Raw genomic sequence first — 14,609 nt, 5'->3', positions numbered from 1 at the left:
TAGGGGAACGGCACGCCGCCGCACGGCTGCTCGCCCAGCACCGCCCGGGCGCCGGGTGGTGACGGGCAAGCGTGGCAATCCCCCCAGTTCCGCGCCTTGGGGCCCCAAGCCGTCGTCAGGAGTTTCCCGTGCTTCAACCGATCGAGCCCGCCACGGACCCCACGCTCCCGCTCGGACATCCGCGGGATCTCGGTGGTCCCTGGCACTCGGAGGCCGCCTGCCGGAGCGACGAGGCGGGGCTGTTCTTCGCCCCGTCGAAGGAGCCGACGGCGGCCCGGCTGTCGCGTGAGGAGGCCGCCAAGCGGGTCTGCGCGCGCTGCCCGGTGATGCTGGAGTGCCGCGAGCACGCCATCCTCCAGCCGGAGCCGTACGGGGTGTGGGGCGGCATGACCGCGGCCGAGCGCCGGGTGGTACTCGCCCGGCGGCGGCGCCGCGAGGTGGAGCTTCAGCACGCGGCCCCGCCGATCGCCGCCGCGGGCTGAGCCGCGCGGCGGCGATCGGAGGCCGTCAGGAGGCCGTCAGGACGCCGCCCGGACGCCGTCGGCCGTCGGGACGTCGGGCGCCGTCAGGACGTCAGCGAGGACCGCAGGTCGCCCATCGGGACGGCGAACACGATCCGCTGCCGCAGTACCGTGCCGCTGGTCGGGTACTCGCCGTTGGGCCCTGCGGCCCATTCGGTCTGCGCCCACGCCTGGTCGAGGTCGGCCATGAAGGTCATCCCCTCCGAGTGCTGGGCCCAGGTGTGCTGGGCGCCGGTGCTGCCGCCGGTGGAGGTGGTGGCGTTCGCCGCGGTCTGCGTGCCGCTGCCGGGCAGCGGGACCCGCCACGGGATGCCGTGCACCCCGGGGCTGCCCAGGGAGTCGGCGGTGTACACGACGCGCTCCCCGTCCTCGGTGCGGTTCAGCGTGCCCTGCATGCCGACGATGTCCGTGTCGTACACGTCGATCGGGTCGGCATGGCCGGCGCTGTTCACCGCGATCGGCATGAGGCGGCTGGTCGGCGCGAGCTTGTACCGCCAGATGCGGGACGTCACCCCGGTCAGGCCCGAGCTCACCCACTCGTTGGCGACCAGTGTGTACGGGTTCTGCGACCGGTCCATGGACAGGCCGTCGAAACAGGGCAGCCGGTCGGCGCTGTGGTCGTCGTAGGTGCAGGACGACGTGACGCTGTACGACCCGATGGCCGGCCAGAAGTACTGGTAGCCGTGGGCCGACACCTCGCTGCCGCGGTGCCCGATCCAGGAGGCGTTCGTGGTGGCCCGGTAGATGTGCTTGGTCGAGAACACGTAGATCGCGTTGTGGTGGGCGTCGCCGTCGAGCGATGCGGTGACCAGGAGTTTGTCGCCCCACCACACCATGCCGCCCATGTGTGAGCCGAAGCGCGCGAAGTCGGTGCCGCCGGACGTCGGGATCACCGGCAGCACCCACCGGTAGCCGAACCTGTTCGCCGAGCCCTCGGTGTCGTTGATGACGGCGATGCGGCCCATCGCGGTGGTGTGGGGCGCGCTGGCCCAGCCGGAGAGCAGCACGCGGTCGGTGCCCCACATGCCGTCGGCGTCGGCGTCACCGGACGAGGTCATGCCCTGCGGCGACCAGTTCTGCGTGCCGGCGTCGCCCGCGTCCCAGCAGTAGGCGCTGCCCGTCGCCGGGTCCAGCGGCACGGTGGCCCGCTCGTCGGCGGTGCACGAGGAGCCGCTGACGGCGTGCAGGTGGTGGTTCACCGAGTTCGCGATGGCATCGATGCTGCTGTTGGCGAAGGTGTCGTCCATCGCCTGCTGGCTGGCGTCCGACACGCGGTGCACCGTCAGTTCGAGTTTCGCCGCTGCCGTGGACGAGGCGCGCACCGCCTTGCCCGGCGTCCCCGGCGACGCGCTCGCCGGGCCCGCGCCGGCCAGCGACACGGCGCCCAGCGCGAGGATCGCGGCGCCTGCCGCTGTGACGCGCCCGGCCAACCGCCACCTGCCGCTCCGCTGCCGGCCCGTCCCCGCTGCTCTTCCGTCCCCGCTCGCACGTTTCATCGTCACGCCCCTCCGTCGCGGTCGGTCCGGCGGGCGGATGCACCGCGTCGCGCGTCACAGCGGACTCGCCACGCGAGCGCCCCCCGGCGAGGACGCAACCTACCGCGCCGCGCACCGGCGGTGAAGGGTACGCAGAACGCGCCCCGCCGCCCAGGGGGGCGCCCGCCCAGCCCGGCGGGAGCGGGGCGGGCGGGCGCCTACCAGCCCGTCAAGGGGGCCGACCGGTGCGCGGGGGCCTCAGTTCGCGCGGTCGAAGTCGATCGCGCTGTACGCCCGCAGCTTCGACAGCCGGTGCACCGAGTCGATCTGCCGGATCGTGCCGGACTTCGACCGCATCACCAGCGACGAGGTGGTGGCCGTCTCCGCGCGGTAGCGCACGCCGTTCAGCAGTTCGCCGTCGGTGATGCCGGTCGCCACGAAGAACACGTTGTCGCCGCTGACCAGGTCCGCGGTGTGCAGGACGCGGTCGAGGTCGTGGCCCGCGTCCAGTGCCTTGCGCCGCTCGGCGTCGTCCTTGGGCCACAGCCTGCCCTGGATGGTGCCGCCCATGCAGGCCATCGCGCACGCGGTGATGATGCCCTCCGGGGTGCCGCCGATGCCCAGCAGCAGGTCCACGCCGGTGCCCTCGCGGGCGGCCATGATCGCGCCCGCCACGTCGCCGTCCGCGATGAACTTGATCCGCGCGCCGGTCTCCCGGATCTGCCGGGCCAGTTCGTCGTGGCGCGGCCGGTCGAGCACCACGACCGTCACGTTCTCCACGGCGATGCCCTTCGCCTTCGCCACCCGGCGGATGTTGACCGCCGGCGGCGCCGTGATGTCCACGAACTCGGCCGCCTCCGGGCCCGCCACCAGCTTGTCCATGTAGAAGACCGCCGAGGGGTCGTACATGGTGCCGCGGTCCGCCGCGGCGAGCACCGACACGGCGTTCGGCATGCCCTTGGCGGTCAGCGTGGTGCCGTCCACCGGGTCCACGGCGACGTCGCACTCCGCACCGGTGCCGTCGCCGATCCGCTCGCCGTTGTAGAGCATCGGCGCCTCGTCCTTCTCGCCCTCCCCGATGACGACCACGCCGTTCATCGACACGGTGTGCACGAGGGTGCGCATGGCGCGCACGGCGGCGCCGTCCGCGCCGTTCTTGTCGCCCCGGCCCACCCAGCGGGCCGAGGCCAGCGCGGCGGCCTCCGTGACCCGGACGAGTTCGAGGGCAAGGTTGCGGTCGGGCGCCTCCGGGCTCACTTCGAGTTGCGGAGGCAAGTGCTGTTCGGTCATCACGCGCACCTTTCTGTACGAGGACGGCCGGAAAATGAGGGTAGTGCGACCCTATCGGGTGAACTGCGAATCTGAGCAGGGGGCATGTCACATGAGCGGGCACTGCTTTGCGGGTACCCGGCGGACGGAGCGCAAACGTGGATGAGGGACGATAGGGCGCGTGGCAGCGGACAAGCGTGGTGGCAACAAGACGGTGCGGGACCTGATCCTGTCGATGCTGGTGCTCGGCGTGGCGGTCTACCTGATCTACCTGTTCATTCCGCACGACTCGAAGGCCACCCCGGTGAAGACCGAGAGCGTCGGGTACACCGTGGAGTTGCAGCAGGCCCGCCGGGACGCGCCCTTCCCGGTCGCCGGCCCCACCGGGCTCGGCGCGAAGTGGAACGCGACGTCGGTGACGTACTCCGGCAGCGACCCGAAGAACGTCACCTGGCACGTCGGCTTCGTCGACCCCGACCAGCAGTACGTCGCCCTGGAGCAGACCAACGGCGACCCGGCGGACTTCATCACCCAGGTCACGATCAACGGCCACCGCGACACCGGGCGCACGCTGCCCGTCAACGGCGTGGCCTGGCAGCGCTGGACCGGCGGCCGCTACGACGCGCTCGTCCGCGAGCAGGGCGGGGTCACCACGGTGGTGCTCGGCACCGCCCCGACCAGCAGGCTCCAGAGCTTCGCCGCGTCCCTCAAGCCGTAGCCGTAGCCGTACGGCTCTGCCCCCGGCTCGTCCGGCTACTCGGCGCCGGGGCCGTCCGCCTCCTCGGCCTCCTCCGCCGCCAGCGCCGCGTCAAGGCGGGCCCGGGCGCCCTCCAGCCAGCGCCGGCAGACCTTGGCCAGCTCCTCGCCCCGCTCCCACAGCGCGAGAGACTCCTCCAAGGTGGCACCGCCCGCCTCCAGGCGGCGCACCACGTCGATGAGTTCGTCGCGCGCCTGCTCGTAGCCGAGGACGGCGCCGGAATCCTGGTCAGCCATACCCGCAAGCCTAGGGCGTACCTCGGACACTCCCGGTCACGCCGGGGTGCGGATCTCCAGCATCACGCACCCGGTCCGGGTGCGGTACGGGCCGTGCGGCATCCCCGGCGGCCGGGAGGCGTAGGACCCGGCGGTGAAGACCCGGCCGAGCGTGAGGTCCTCCAACTCGCCCTCCAGCAGGTACACCTCCTCGTAGTACGCGTGCCGGATCACGCCGGCGGCCGAGGTGTCCAGCCCCGGCTCCCACCGCGCCAGCCGCGTCTGCTCGACCGCCGGGTCCGCCCCGGCCGACAGCCGCCGCTCGGCCACCCCGGCCGCCCCGGGATCGGCCCGCCACTCCACCCCCGCCACCTCGTAGAACTCCCGCTCGTCCTTCATCCCGTGCCCTCCTCCCCGGCTTCCCGGGCTGCTTCTCCCGCCGCTTCGACCCGTACGGTGAAGTCGCCCTCCGCGACGCGGGCGCGCAGGGGGTCACCCGGGGTGACCTCGGCGGGGGCGCGGACCGCGGTGCCGTCCGGGCGCTGGAGGACCGCGTAGCCGCGGCGCAGGGTGGCGGCGGGGGAGAGGGCGACGACGCGGGCCAGGGTGTGGGTCAGGTCGGCGTCGGCGCGGTCCAGGAGGTGCCCGAGGGTGCGCCGGGCGCGGTCGGTGCGGTCGCCGACCTCCGCCTCGCGCTGCTCGACCATGCGGTAGGGCTGCGCGAGGGCGGGGCGGCTGAGCGCCGCGGCCAGGCCGCGCTCCTCCCGGTCGAGGATGCCGCGCACCACCCGCAGCGCCCGGTCCCGTACCAGCTGGACGCGGGCCAGTTCCTCGCGCACGTCCGGCACGATGCGCTTGGCGGCGTCGGTCGGGGTGGAGGCGCGCAGGTCGGCGACGAGGTCGAGCAGCGGGGTGTCCGGTTCGTGGCCGATCGCGGAGACCACCGGGGTGCCGCAGGAGGCGACCGCCCGGACCAGCCGCTCGTCGGAGAAGGGCAGCAGATCCTCCACGCTGCCGCCGCCGCGGGCCACCACGATGACATCCACCTCAGGGTGGTCGTCCAACTGCTGCACGGCCTCGATCACCCGGGGCACCGCGGTGGCGCCCTGCACCGGCACGTTGCGCACCTCGAAGCGGACGGCGGGCCAGCGCAGCCGCGCGTTCTCCCGTACGTCCCGCTCGGCGGCCGACGCCCGCCCGGTGACCAGGCCGATCAGCCCGGGCAGGAAGGGCAGCGGGCGCTTGCGGTCGGCCGCGAACAGCCCCTCGGCGGCCAGCGCCTTCTTCAACTGCTCCAGCCGCGCCAGCAGTTCGCCCATCCCGACCGGCCGGATCTCGGCCGCCCGCAGCGACAGGGTGCCCCGCGGCCCGTACCACTCCGGCCGGGCGTGCACCACGACCCGCGCGCCCTCGCCGACCACGTCGGCCACCTGCTCGTACACCGCGCGGTAGCAGGTCACGGAGATCGACGTGTCGTGCGAGGGGTCGCGCAGCGTCAGGAACACCACCCCGGCGCCCGGGCGGCGGGAGAGCTGCGTGATCTGGCCCTCCACCCACACCGCCCCGAGCCGGTCGATCCAGCCGCCGATCAGCCGCGACACCTCGCCGACCGGAATCGGCGCTTCCGCCGAGGTGTTCAGAGCCATGACGGCACCCTAATGCGCCCCGCCGACACCCCGCCCCGCGCCGGGCGCCGCCCCGTACGATGGACGGCATGACCTCTGACTCCGCCCGCCGTGTCCTTCTTGCCGCCCCCCGCGGGTACTGCGCGGGTGTGGACCGCGCCGTCGTCACCGTCGAGAAGGCGCTGGAGCAGTACGGCGCCCCGATCTACGTCCGCAAGCAGATCGTGCACAACAAACACGTGGTCCAGACCCTGGAGAAGAAGGGCGCCGTCTTCGTCGACGAGACGGAGGAGGTGCCGGAGAACGCGATCGTGATCTTCTCCGCCCACGGCGTGGCCCCGGTCGTGCACGAGGAGGCCGCCGAGCGCAGCCTCGCCTCCATCGACGCCACCTGCCCGCTGGTCACCAAGGTGCACAAGGAAGCGGTCCGGTACGCCGGCGAGGACTACGACATCCTGCTCATCGGCCACGAGGGCCACGAAGAGGTCGTCGGCACCATGGGCGAGGCCCCCGAGCGCATGCACCTGGTCGACGGCCCCGCCGACGCGGCGAAGGTCAAGGTGCGCGACGAGTCCAAGGTGGTCTGGCTCTCCCAGACCACGCTGTCGGTCGACGAGACCATGGAGACCGTCGACGCCCTCCAGGAGCGCTTCCCGAAGCTGGTCTCGCCGCCGAGCGACGACATCTGCTACGCCACGCAGAACCGCCAGGTCGCGGTGAAGCAGATCGCCGCCGAGGCCGACCTGGTGATCGTGGTCGGCTCGCGCAACTCCTCCAACTCCATCCGGCTGGTGGAGGTCGCCCTCCAGGCCGGGGCCGGCGCGTCCTACCTGGTGGACTTCGCCGAGGAGTGCGAGGACGCCTGGCTGGAGGGCGTGCGCACCGTCGGCGTCACCTCGGGCGCGTCCGTGCCGGAGGTCCTGGTCGACGGGGTACTGGAGTGGCTGGCCGCGCGCGGCTTCGACGACGTGTCGGTGGTGACCTCCGCGAAGGAGTCCATCCAGTTCTCCCTGCCCAAGGAACTGCGCCGGGATCTGCGTGCGGAGGCCGCCGAGCGGGCATCGGCCAAGAGGTGAGCGATTCCACCCACCTTTAACCTGGGGGCCATGAACATGTTCGGTGTGGACATCGGCGGTACGGGTATCAAGGGCGCTCCGGTCGATCTCGACCGGGGCGAGCTCGCGGAAGAGCGGTTCAAGGTGCTGACCCCGCACCCGGCGACGCCGGAGAGCGTCATCGACGGGGTGGCCGAGGTGGTCGGCCACTTCGGCCACTCCGGGCCGCTCGGCGTCACCTTCCCCGGTGTCGTGGTCGACGGGGTGACCCGCACCGCCGCCAACGTGGACAGCGGCTGGGTGGGCGTGGACGCGCGCAAGCTGCTCAGCGAGCGGCTCGGCCGGCCCGTGGTCATCCTCAACGACGCGGACGCCGCCGGGGTCGCGGAGATGACCTTCGGGGCCGGGCGGGGCCGCGGCGGCACCGTCATGCTGCTCACCTTGGGCACCGGGATCGGCAGCGCCCTGTTCGTCGACGGCCACCTGGTGCCCAACACGGAGCTGGGCCACCTCGAACTGCACGGCCACGACGCGGAGAAGCGCGCGTCGGTCAAGGCCCGCGAGGACGAGGACCTGAGCTGGGAGCACTGGGCGCGGCGGCTGAAGAAGTACCTCGCGCACGTGGAGATGCTCTTCTCACCCGACCTGTTCGTGATCGGCGGCGGGGTCAGCCGCAAACCGGAGAAGTTCCTGCCGCTGATCCACGGGATCAGCGCGGAGATCGTCCCCGCGGAGCTCCAGAACAACGCCGGGATCGTCGGCGCGGCGATGGCTGCCGCAAAGCTCTGACCGCCACGATCGCGGCGGCCAGCACCGTACCGGTGTAGAGCCAGCCCGTCATCGTGGCCAGGCCGGTGAAGACCCCCACCAGGTGCCCGACCAGGCTCCCGTCGCCCCCGTCGGCCGTCAGGGTGACGGCGGCGGCGAACGCGATGGGCGCCGCCACCGGCGCCGCCACCAGGTCGTACGGCCGTACGTACAGTGCGGCGGCGATGCACACGGCGACGAACACCAGCCCGAAGAAGGTGCCGGGGCCGTCGAAGAGGAAGGCGTCGGCGGCCCCGGCCAGCACGGTCACCACGGTGGTCAGGGCGCCGGTGCCCAGGCCCGTGAGGCGGGGACGGGGGCGGGGCAGGGCGCGCAGGCGTTGGGTGGCCGCGGTGAGGAGGGTGGCGCTGGAGGTGCCGGCCGGGGGCTTGCCGGGGGGTCTGGCGGGGGCCTTGCCGGGGCGCTGGTTCGGGCGCTGGTTCGGGTTCGGGGTCGGGCGGTTCGCGGTGCGGGGGGCCGCGGTGCGGGTGTTCGCGGGGGCCGCCGGCGCGGTGGGGACGGTGCGGGCGGTCATGCTCGTACGCGCTGTGTGTTGCTCCACCTACTCAACGTAGGCGCGTGGCGAGGGCGGCGCGCGCCCGGGACACGCGGATTCGCTCGCCTGGGCCCTCTGTTCGAAGTGGCCCGTTCGAGTGAGGGGTGGGGGTGGCGGGCCCTGCGGGGTGGACGGCCGGCTCGCGGAGCGGGGGGTGGGGGTGTGCTGCGATGCGGGCGGCGGGAGCGTGCTGCGATGCGGGCGGGGCCGGGGGCGGGGCGGCGGCCCGTAGACTGGTCGGCGCCAGCTCCCACCTCCTGCCACGGGAAGACGTCACGTGTCGCTCTCCATCGGAATCGTCGGCCTGCCCAACGTCGGCAAGTCGACGCTCTTCAACGCCCTGACCAAGAACGACGTGCTGGCGGCCAACTACCCGTTCGCCACCATCGAGCCGAACGTGGGTGTGGTCGGGGTGCCCGACCCGCGGCTGGACAAGCTCGCCGAGATCTTCAGCTCGGCCCGTACGCTGCCCGCGACCGTGGACTTCGTCGACATCGCCGGCATCGTCCGCGGCGCCTCCGAGGGCGAGGGCCTGGGCAACAAGTTCCTCGCGAACATCCGGGAGTCCGACGCGATCTGCCAGGTCATCCGCGCCTTCAAGGACGAGAACGTGGTCCACGTGGACGGCAAGGTCTCGCCCCGGGACGACATCGAGACGATCAACACCGAGCTGATCCTCGCCGACCTGCAGTCCGTGGAGAAGGCGATCCCGCGCCTGGCCAAGGAGTCGCGGATGCAGAAGGACAAGGCGAAGGTGCTGGCCGCGGCAGAGGCCGCGCAGACGATCCTCGCCGCCGGGGACACCCTCTTCTCGCACGGCATCACCAAGGGCACCGAGCAGGGCGCCCTGCTGCACGAACTGCACCTGCTCACCACGAAGCCGTTCCTCTACGTCTTCAACGTCGACGAGGACGAGCTGACCGACGAGGCGTTCAAGGACGAGCAGCGCGCGCTCATCGCCCCGGCCGAGGCGATCTTCCTCAACGCGAAGCTCGAAGCGGACCTCGCCGAGCTCGACGACGCCGAGGCCCTCGAACTCCTCCAGTCCGTCGGCCAGGACGAGCCCGGGCTCGCCACCCTCGCGCGCGTCGGCTTCAACACCCTCGGGCTCCAGACCTACCTCACGGCCGGCCCCAAGGAGTCCCGCGCCTGGACCATCAAGCGCGGCGCCACCGCCCCCGAGGCCGCCGGTGTCATCCACACCGACTTCCAGAAGGGCTTCATCAAGGCCGAGGTCATCTCCTTCGACGACCTCGTCGCCACCGGCTCCGTCGCCGAGGCCCGTGCGAAGGGCAAGGCCCGCATGGAGGGCAAGGACTACATCATGCAGGACGGCGACGTCGTGGAGTTCCGCTTCAACGTCTGACCGCTGCCGCGCTGCTCCTTGCTGGTCAGGCCGGCGGGGGCAGGGTGGTCAGGAGGGTGGCGATGGTGGGGGGTACGGTGCGGTGCCAGTAGGTGGTGGGGCGGAGCATCGCGTGGTCGCCGCCGGGGACGAGGGTGATGTCGGCGTGTGCGCCGGCTGAACGCGCCCGGTGGGTGAACGAGGCGGACGCGCGGGGGTCGGTGACCCGGTCGCGGTCGCCGTGGAGCACGACGACGCGCTTGCCCCGCAGGTGGGCGACCGGTTCTCCGTCGGGGCACCAGGGCGCCAGCGCCAGGACGGCCCGGACCTGGGGTGCCTCCGCGGCGCGCAGGGCGGCGCGGCCCCCCATCGAGTGGCCGACGAGGATCGTGGGGATCGCCGCGGGGCGGAGCGGGAGTTCCGCCAGTGCCTGGCGGGCGTCCCGCAGCGGGTCGGCGTCCGGGCCGTTCCAACCCCGCATGCGGTAGCGGACGCTGCCGACGAGGACGTCGTCCGGTGCCGCGGCGGCCACCGCCCGGACGAAGGGGTGCATCCGCAGGGCCGCCAGGTGCCAGGGACGTGACGGCGCCCGGCTGTCGGCCCGCCCGCCGTGCAGGAACAGGACGGCGGCCACGGGGCGATCGGGCGCCCGGCGCGCCAGCAGCGCGCGGGAGTGGGTGGTGTGCGGTGCCATGCCGGCGCCCCTTTCCTACGGCCGCCCTGAGGGTACGGCCCCGTCGTCCTGCTCCTCAGCCGGAGTCGCGCGCCTGCCAACCCCCGGGCGCCGCGGGCATGCCCGCTCGCCCGTCGGCGGTGGGACGCACGGCCAGGACCTGGTCGACTCCCATCCGGCGCTCCTCGAAGGCCAGGGCCGCCCCCACCAGGTAGAGGCGCCACACACGGGCCGTCTCCTCGCCGACGAGCGCGACGAAGCCGCCCCAGCGCTCCTCGAGGGTGCGGTGCCAGGCGGCGACCGTCAGGACGTAGTGCTCGCGGAGCGATTCGGCCGAGCGGACCTCGAGCCCCGCTTCTTCCAGCAGGGCGACCGTTTCGCCGAGCGGGCGCATGTGCATGTCCGGGGCGATGTACGCCTCGATGAAGGCGCCGCCGCCGGGCGCCGTCGCCCCCCGCGACATCTGCTGCACCAGCACGCGTCCTCGGGGGCGGACCAGCCGGTGCAGGGCGGCGGCGAACGCCGGGTACCCGGCGGGTCCGACGTGCTCGCCCATCTCGACCGCGGACACGGCGTCGTAGCCGCCGCCCGTGATGTCCCGGTAGTCCTGGCACACCACCTCGACCAGGTCCCGCAGTCCGCGTTCGGCGACCTGCTCCCGTACGTGGGCCGCCTGCTCTCCCGCCAGGGTGACGGCGGTGACCTTCGCCCGGTGCCGCTCGGCCGCGTACAGCGTGAGGGAACCCCAGCCGCAGCCGATGTCCAGCAGCCGCGCGCCCGGCCGCAGGTCGAGCTTGCGGCAGATCAGTTCCAGCTTGGCGCGCTGGGCGTCGGCCGCGGTGAAGTCCGGGTCCTGGCGCGTCCAGTAGCCGCAGGAGTACGCCATGGTCTCGTCGAGGAGCAGCCGGTAGAAGTCGTTGGACAGGTCGTAGTGGTGGCTGATGGCGGCCCGGTCGCGGGCCTTGGTGTGCAGGCCGCCGCGCAGCCGCGCCTGCGAGGCCGGTACGGGCGGCCGCGGGCCGGCGGCACCCAGCAGGAGCGCCGTACCGGCGGCCCGGGACAGGTCGCCGGGCCCGAGGCGGGGCGCGTGCAGACGGCGTTCCCGCGCGGCGGCCCACATCGCGCGCAGGCCGTCGGCGAGATCGCCCTCGACGTCGATCTCGCCGGTGATGTACGCCTGGGCCAGGCCCAGTTCACCCGGTTGCCAGAGCAGACGGCGCAGCGCCCGCCGGGAGCGGATCACGACGACGGGGCCGCCGGCCGGGCCGGCTTCGCTGCCGTCCCAGGCGCGCAGGGCCAGGGGGAGCGGGCCGCCGAGCGCTGCTTCGGCGAGTGCGGCGAGCCGGTGGGCGGCGCCGGGCCGCGGGGTCCGGGACAACCGGGTGGTGCGCGGGGTCCGCGTGGTGGGGGTGGTCCGGGGCGTGCGGGGTGTCTTCATCGGGTGGGGGTCTCCTACCTGTAGGGGCGTTGCGCGAGCAACTCGTGGCGATGCGCCGGATGCCCGCCGCCCCGGCCACCGGGAGCGCTCCGGACGCCCGCCTCGTACGGCGTCAGGCGGCGGTCGCGGCTTGACGCCGTACGCGGGTGATCCGAGGCCGTCAGGGGCAGCGGATTGGCCCGGGGCGCCGGTCTTTCCGCCGGCGGACGAGGGGTCCGGGGCGCCGCGGGCCTCCGGTCCGGACCACCGCCTCCTGATCGGGCCGCGCACACGCCGCGTTCGCCGAATTCCCCGGTATTCGTTGCCGTGGCCGCCGCGGATGGGTCCGGCGGAAATGTTCACTCGATGGGGGAGTTGACCAATCCACCGGACGCACGGAGCCGGATTCCGGCCGTGACCGACGACGAGAAGAGAACGCGGCAACGCCCCGGCTGGGCCCGGCGCGGCCTGGCCGCCGGCAGCGGCGTGCTGGCCGGCGTCGCATCGCTCGGCGTCGCCGAACTGGCGTCGGCGGCGGTGCGCCCGGAGGCGAGTCCGGTCGTGGCCGTCGGCGGGGCGGCCATCGACCGTACGCCCGCTGCCGTGAAGGACTGGGCCATCCGGCATTTCGGCACCGAGGACAAGACGGTTCTCCAACTCGGCATCCTCGCCGTGCTGATGCTCTTCGCCCTGGCGCTGGGAGCCGCGGCGCTGCGCTTCCGCCGTACCGGAGCCGCCGGCGTCATGGTGTTCGGCGTGGTGGGGGCCGCCGCGGCCCTGAACAGGCCGGACTCGACCGGTCCCACCGACGCGCTGCCCTCCCTGGCGGGTGCGCTCGCCGGAGCCGCGGTGCTCTTCCTCCTGGTCGGCCGTCTCACCCGCCCCGGGCGCGCGGGCGAAGCCGCCGACGTACCGGAGGTGCCCTCGTCGGGCGAGGGATGGGACCGCCGCGGCTTCGTGGTCGCGGCGGCAGCGGCCGCCGCAGCGTCGGTCGGAGCCGGCGTCCTCGGCAGGAGCCTGAACGGTGTGCGCGGCCACGCCGCCGTCGCCTCACGCGCGAGCATCACGCTGCCGCGCCCAGCCTCGCCGGCGGCGGCCGTTCCCCGGGGCGCCGGGCTCGCGATCGCGGGGATCAGCCCCTTCGTGACGTCCAACAGCGACTTCTACCGGGTGGACACCGCTCTGGTGGTGCCGAAGGTGGACGCGAGCACCTGGCGGCTGCGCCTCCACGGCAAGGGTGTTGCCCGGCCGCGCACGCTCTCCTTCGACGACCTGCTGCGGCGGGATCTGGTGGAGCGCGACATCACGCTCACCTGCGTCTCCAACGAGGTTGGCGGTCCCTACGTCGGCAACGCCCGCTGGATCGGCGTGCGGCTGGCCGACCTGCTGGCCGAGTGCGGGGTGGAGCCGCCCTCCCGCGGCGGCCCGGCCGACCAGCTGGTGGCCCGCTCGGTGGACGGCATGACGATCGGCAGCCCGGTCGAGGACGTCATGGACGGCCGCGACGCCCTTCTCGCGCTCGGCATGAACGGCACACCGCTGCCCTTCGCGCACGGCTTCCCGGTCCGCATGGTCGTACCCGGGCTCTACGGCTTCGTGTCCGCCTGCAAGTGGATCAAGGAGATCGAGCTGACCACGTTCGACTCCTACGACCCCTATTGGGTCAAGCGGGGCTGGGCCCGCCGAGCGCCGATCAAGACCGGGTCACGCATCGACACGCCGAAGCCCTTCGCCCGGCCGAAGGCCGGCGCCGTCATGGTCGCCGGTACCGCGTGGGCCCAGCACCGCGGCATCGACAAGGTCGAGATACGCGTCGACGACGGCCCCTGGCAGCCGGCCCGGCTCGCCGCCGAGGACACCGCCGACACCTGGCGCCAGTGGTCCTTCCCGTGGCAGGCGACCCAGGGCGGACACACCCTCACGGTGCGGGCCACTGACCGTACGGGTGCGCGGCAGACCGACAAACGCACCCGCACCATCCCCGACGGGGCCAGCGGATGGCACTCCGTGGTCGTCACCGTCGACTGAGCCGCGCCGAGACCTGCCGAGACCCGCCGAGTCCCCCCAAAACCCCCAAGACCGTTTCCCCGCACCGAGAAGGCAGCACCTGCTGCCGTGACATCCACTCATCCACCGATCCACCAGGAGAACCCCCGTGAACACCCGTATCCGCCGTATCGCCGTCACCCTGGCCGCTGCGGCCGCCCTGCCGCTGGCCCTCAGCGCCTGCTCCGACAACAGCGGCGACTCCGCCAAGTCCGACTCCTCCGCCAAGGCGTCGGCATCCGCCGCCCCTTCCGACGACGCCATGAAGGGCTCCGCCGGCAGCACCGCCTCGGCCGACCAGCCGTTCGGTCCGGCCTGTTCGGCCGTGCCCGAGAACGGTGCCGGCTCCTTCGACGGCATGGCCCAGGACCCGGTCGCCACGGCCGCCTCCAACAACCCGGCGCTGTCCACGCTGGTGGCCGCGGTCAAGAAGGCCGGGCTGGTCGACACCCTCAACAACGCCCAGAACATCACCGTGTTCGCGCCCACCAACGACGCCTTCGCGAAGATCCCGAAGGCCACCCTGGACAAGGTCCTCAATGACAAGGCTGAGCTGACGAAGATCCTCACTTACCACGTCGTCGGCAAGCAGCTCGCGCCGAAGGACCTGGCGCACGGCTCCTTCCCGACGCTGGAGAAGGCGACGCTCACCACCTCCGGCTCGGGCGAGTCCTACACCGTGGGCGGCTCCGCCAAGGTCGTCTGCGGCAACGTCAAGACGGCCAACGCCACGGTGTACATCATCGACAGCGTCCTGATGCCCGCCAGCTGACACCGCGGGGGCCCGGCCGCGGCGTACCGCGTGCGCAACGAACGGCGCCCAGGCCAATCCGCCGCCCGGGCCGCTC

At 73.2% G+C, this 14,609-nt stretch carries 15 protein-coding genes; 7 read left to right on the top strand and 8 right to left on the bottom strand.

The genetic code is table 11. From position 1 onward, the window contains the following. Positions 1 to 128 precede the first annotated feature (128 nt). A complete protein-coding gene (locus WA788_RS24140; protein ID WP_435124665.1) occupies positions 129 to 482 on the top strand; it encodes a WhiB family transcriptional regulator in 354 nt (117 codons plus the stop codon). A gap of 83 nt (positions 483 to 565) precedes the next feature. Here WA788_RS24140 and WA788_RS24135 read toward each other — a convergent pair whose 3' ends face one another. After that, complete coding sequence (locus WA788_RS24135; RefSeq protein ID WP_335980735.1) at positions 566 to 1,951, bottom strand: hypothetical protein; 1,386 nt, start codon at positions 1,949 to 1,951, stop codon at positions 566 to 568. Between the two features lie 303 nt (positions 1,952 to 2,254). Further along, positions 2,255 to 3,286 (bottom strand): class II fructose-bisphosphatase, encoded by a 1,032-nt coding sequence (gene glpX, locus WA788_RS24130; protein ID WP_335980733.1) that lies wholly within the window; start codon positions 3,284 to 3,286, stop codon positions 2,255 to 2,257. 160 nt (positions 3,287 to 3,446) lie between these two features. Between glpX and WA788_RS24125 the strand changes: the two genes are divergently transcribed. Further along, the gene (locus WA788_RS24125) at positions 3,447 to 3,983 is read left to right on the top strand and encodes a DUF4245 domain-containing protein (protein WP_335980731.1); all 537 of its coding nucleotides are present in this window, start codon (positions 3,447 to 3,449) and stop codon (positions 3,981 to 3,983) included. Between the two features lie 35 nt (positions 3,984 to 4,018). On the opposite strand, the gene WA788_RS24120 is transcribed toward WA788_RS24125, so the two are convergent. The 3 genes from WA788_RS24120 to xseA are packed head-to-tail and all read right to left on the bottom strand — an operon-like array spanning position 4,019 to position 5,883. Further along, complete coding sequence (locus WA788_RS24120; protein WP_335980729.1) at positions 4,019 to 4,258, bottom strand: exodeoxyribonuclease VII small subunit; 240 nt, start codon at positions 4,256 to 4,258, stop codon at positions 4,019 to 4,021. A 36-nt stretch (positions 4,259 to 4,294) separates the two neighbouring features. Next, positions 4,295 to 4,636: a cupin domain-containing protein gene (locus tag WA788_RS24115; protein ID WP_335980727.1), complete on the bottom strand. Its 342-nt coding sequence runs from the start codon at positions 4,634 to 4,636 to the stop codon at positions 4,295 to 4,297. Beyond that, positions 4,633 to 5,883 carry an exodeoxyribonuclease VII large subunit gene (gene xseA, locus WA788_RS24110; protein WP_335980725.1) on the bottom strand — a complete coding sequence of 417 codons (1,251 nt, stop codon included), beginning with the start codon at positions 5,881 to 5,883 and terminating at the stop codon, positions 4,633 to 4,635. Before xseA ends, WA788_RS24115 begins: the two co-directional genes overlap by 4 nt. 59 nt (positions 5,884 to 5,942) lie before the next feature. Here xseA and WA788_RS24105 point away from each other — a divergent pair, with 59 nt between their 5' ends. Then, the gene (locus WA788_RS24105) at positions 5,943 to 6,938 is read left to right on the top strand and encodes a 4-hydroxy-3-methylbut-2-enyl diphosphate reductase (protein ID WP_335980723.1); all 996 of its coding nucleotides are present in this window, start codon (positions 5,943 to 5,945) and stop codon (positions 6,936 to 6,938) included. A gap of 30 nt (positions 6,939 to 6,968) precedes the next feature. Continuing rightward, entirely contained in the window at positions 6,969 to 7,706 is a 738-nt protein-coding gene (ppgK, locus tag WA788_RS24100; RefSeq protein WP_335980722.1) for a polyphosphate--glucose phosphotransferase, read from the top strand. Here the strand turns inward: ppgK and WA788_RS24095 are convergent. Next, entirely contained in the window at positions 7,627 to 8,286 is a 660-nt protein-coding gene (locus tag WA788_RS24095) for a DUF6542 domain-containing protein (RefSeq protein WP_335980720.1), read from the bottom strand. The two genes, ppgK and WA788_RS24095, sit on opposite strands and share 80 nt — an antisense overlap. A 271-nt stretch (positions 8,287 to 8,557) precedes the next feature. Here WA788_RS24095 and ychF point away from each other — a divergent pair, with 271 nt between their 5' ends. Next, complete coding sequence (ychF, locus tag WA788_RS24090) at positions 8,558 to 9,646, top strand: redox-regulated ATPase YchF (RefSeq protein ID WP_335980717.1); 1,089 nt, start codon at positions 8,558 to 8,560, stop codon at positions 9,644 to 9,646. 25 nt (positions 9,647 to 9,671) lie between these two features. Here the strand turns inward: ychF and WA788_RS24085 are convergent, their stop codons facing one another. After that, positions 9,672 to 10,319: a dienelactone hydrolase family protein gene (locus tag WA788_RS24085; RefSeq protein WP_335980714.1), complete on the bottom strand. Its 648-nt coding sequence runs from the start codon at positions 10,317 to 10,319 to the stop codon at positions 9,672 to 9,674. A 55-nt stretch (positions 10,320 to 10,374) separates the two neighbouring features. Beyond that, complete coding sequence (locus WA788_RS24080) at positions 10,375 to 11,736, bottom strand: cyclopropane-fatty-acyl-phospholipid synthase family protein (RefSeq protein WP_335980711.1); 1,362 nt, start codon at positions 11,734 to 11,736, stop codon at positions 10,375 to 10,377. A gap of 345 nt (positions 11,737 to 12,081) precedes the next feature. On the opposite strand from WA788_RS24080, the gene WA788_RS24075 reads away from it, so the two are divergent. Then, complete coding sequence (locus WA788_RS24075) at positions 12,082 to 13,743, top strand: molybdopterin-dependent oxidoreductase (protein WP_443034087.1); 1,662 nt, start codon at positions 12,082 to 12,084, stop codon at positions 13,741 to 13,743. Between the two features lie 127 nt (positions 13,744 to 13,870). Next, on the top strand, positions 13,871 to 14,533 hold the full coding sequence (locus tag WA788_RS24070) for a fasciclin domain-containing protein (protein ID WP_335980709.1): 663 nt from the start codon (positions 13,871 to 13,873) through the stop codon (positions 14,531 to 14,533). The last annotated feature ends 76 nt before the right edge of the window (positions 14,534 to 14,609 follow it).

It is taken from the genome of Streptomyces sp. CA2R106 (assembly GCF_037034245.1).
Classification (GTDB): domain Bacteria; phylum Actinomycetota; class Actinomycetes; order Streptomycetales; family Streptomycetaceae; genus Actinacidiphila.
The sequence above is the reverse complement of the archived record's forward strand: the minus strand, read 5'-3'. Positions and strand labels throughout refer to the sequence as shown.

What these genes read in the sequence shown, in the direction of transcription:
- ppgK (WP_335980722.1), top strand. Translation starts at nt 6,969, where the DNA reads ATGAACATGTTCGGTGTGGACATCGGCGGTACGGGTATCAAGGGCGCT.
- WA788_RS24120 (WP_335980729.1), bottom strand. Translation starts at nt 4,258, where the DNA reads ATGGCTGACCAGGATTCCGGCGCCGTCCTCGGCTACGAGCAGGCGCGC.
- WA788_RS24080 (WP_335980711.1), bottom strand. Translation starts at nt 11,736, where the DNA reads ATGAAGACACCCCGCACGCCCCGGACCACCCCCACCACGCGGACCCCG.
- xseA (WP_335980725.1), bottom strand. Translation starts at nt 5,883, where the DNA reads ATGGCTCTGAACACCTCGGCGGAAGCGCCGATTCCGGTCGGCGAGGTG.
- WA788_RS24085 (WP_335980714.1), bottom strand. Translation starts at nt 10,319, where the DNA reads ATGGCACCGCACACCACCCACTCCCGCGCGCTGCTGGCGCGCCGGGCG.
- glpX (WP_335980733.1), bottom strand. Translation starts at nt 3,286, where the DNA reads ATGACCGAACAGCACTTGCCTCCGCAACTCGAAGTGAGCCCGGAGGCG.
- WA788_RS24105 (WP_335980723.1), top strand. Translation starts at nt 5,943, where the DNA reads ATGGACGGCATGACCTCTGACTCCGCCCGCCGTGTCCTTCTTGCCGCC.
- WA788_RS24075 (WP_443034087.1), top strand. Translation starts at nt 12,082, where the DNA reads ATGGGGGAGTTGACCAATCCACCGGACGCACGGAGCCGGATTCCGGCC.
- WA788_RS24115 (WP_335980727.1), bottom strand. Translation starts at nt 4,636, where the DNA reads ATGAAGGACGAGCGGGAGTTCTACGAGGTGGCGGGGGTGGAGTGGCGG.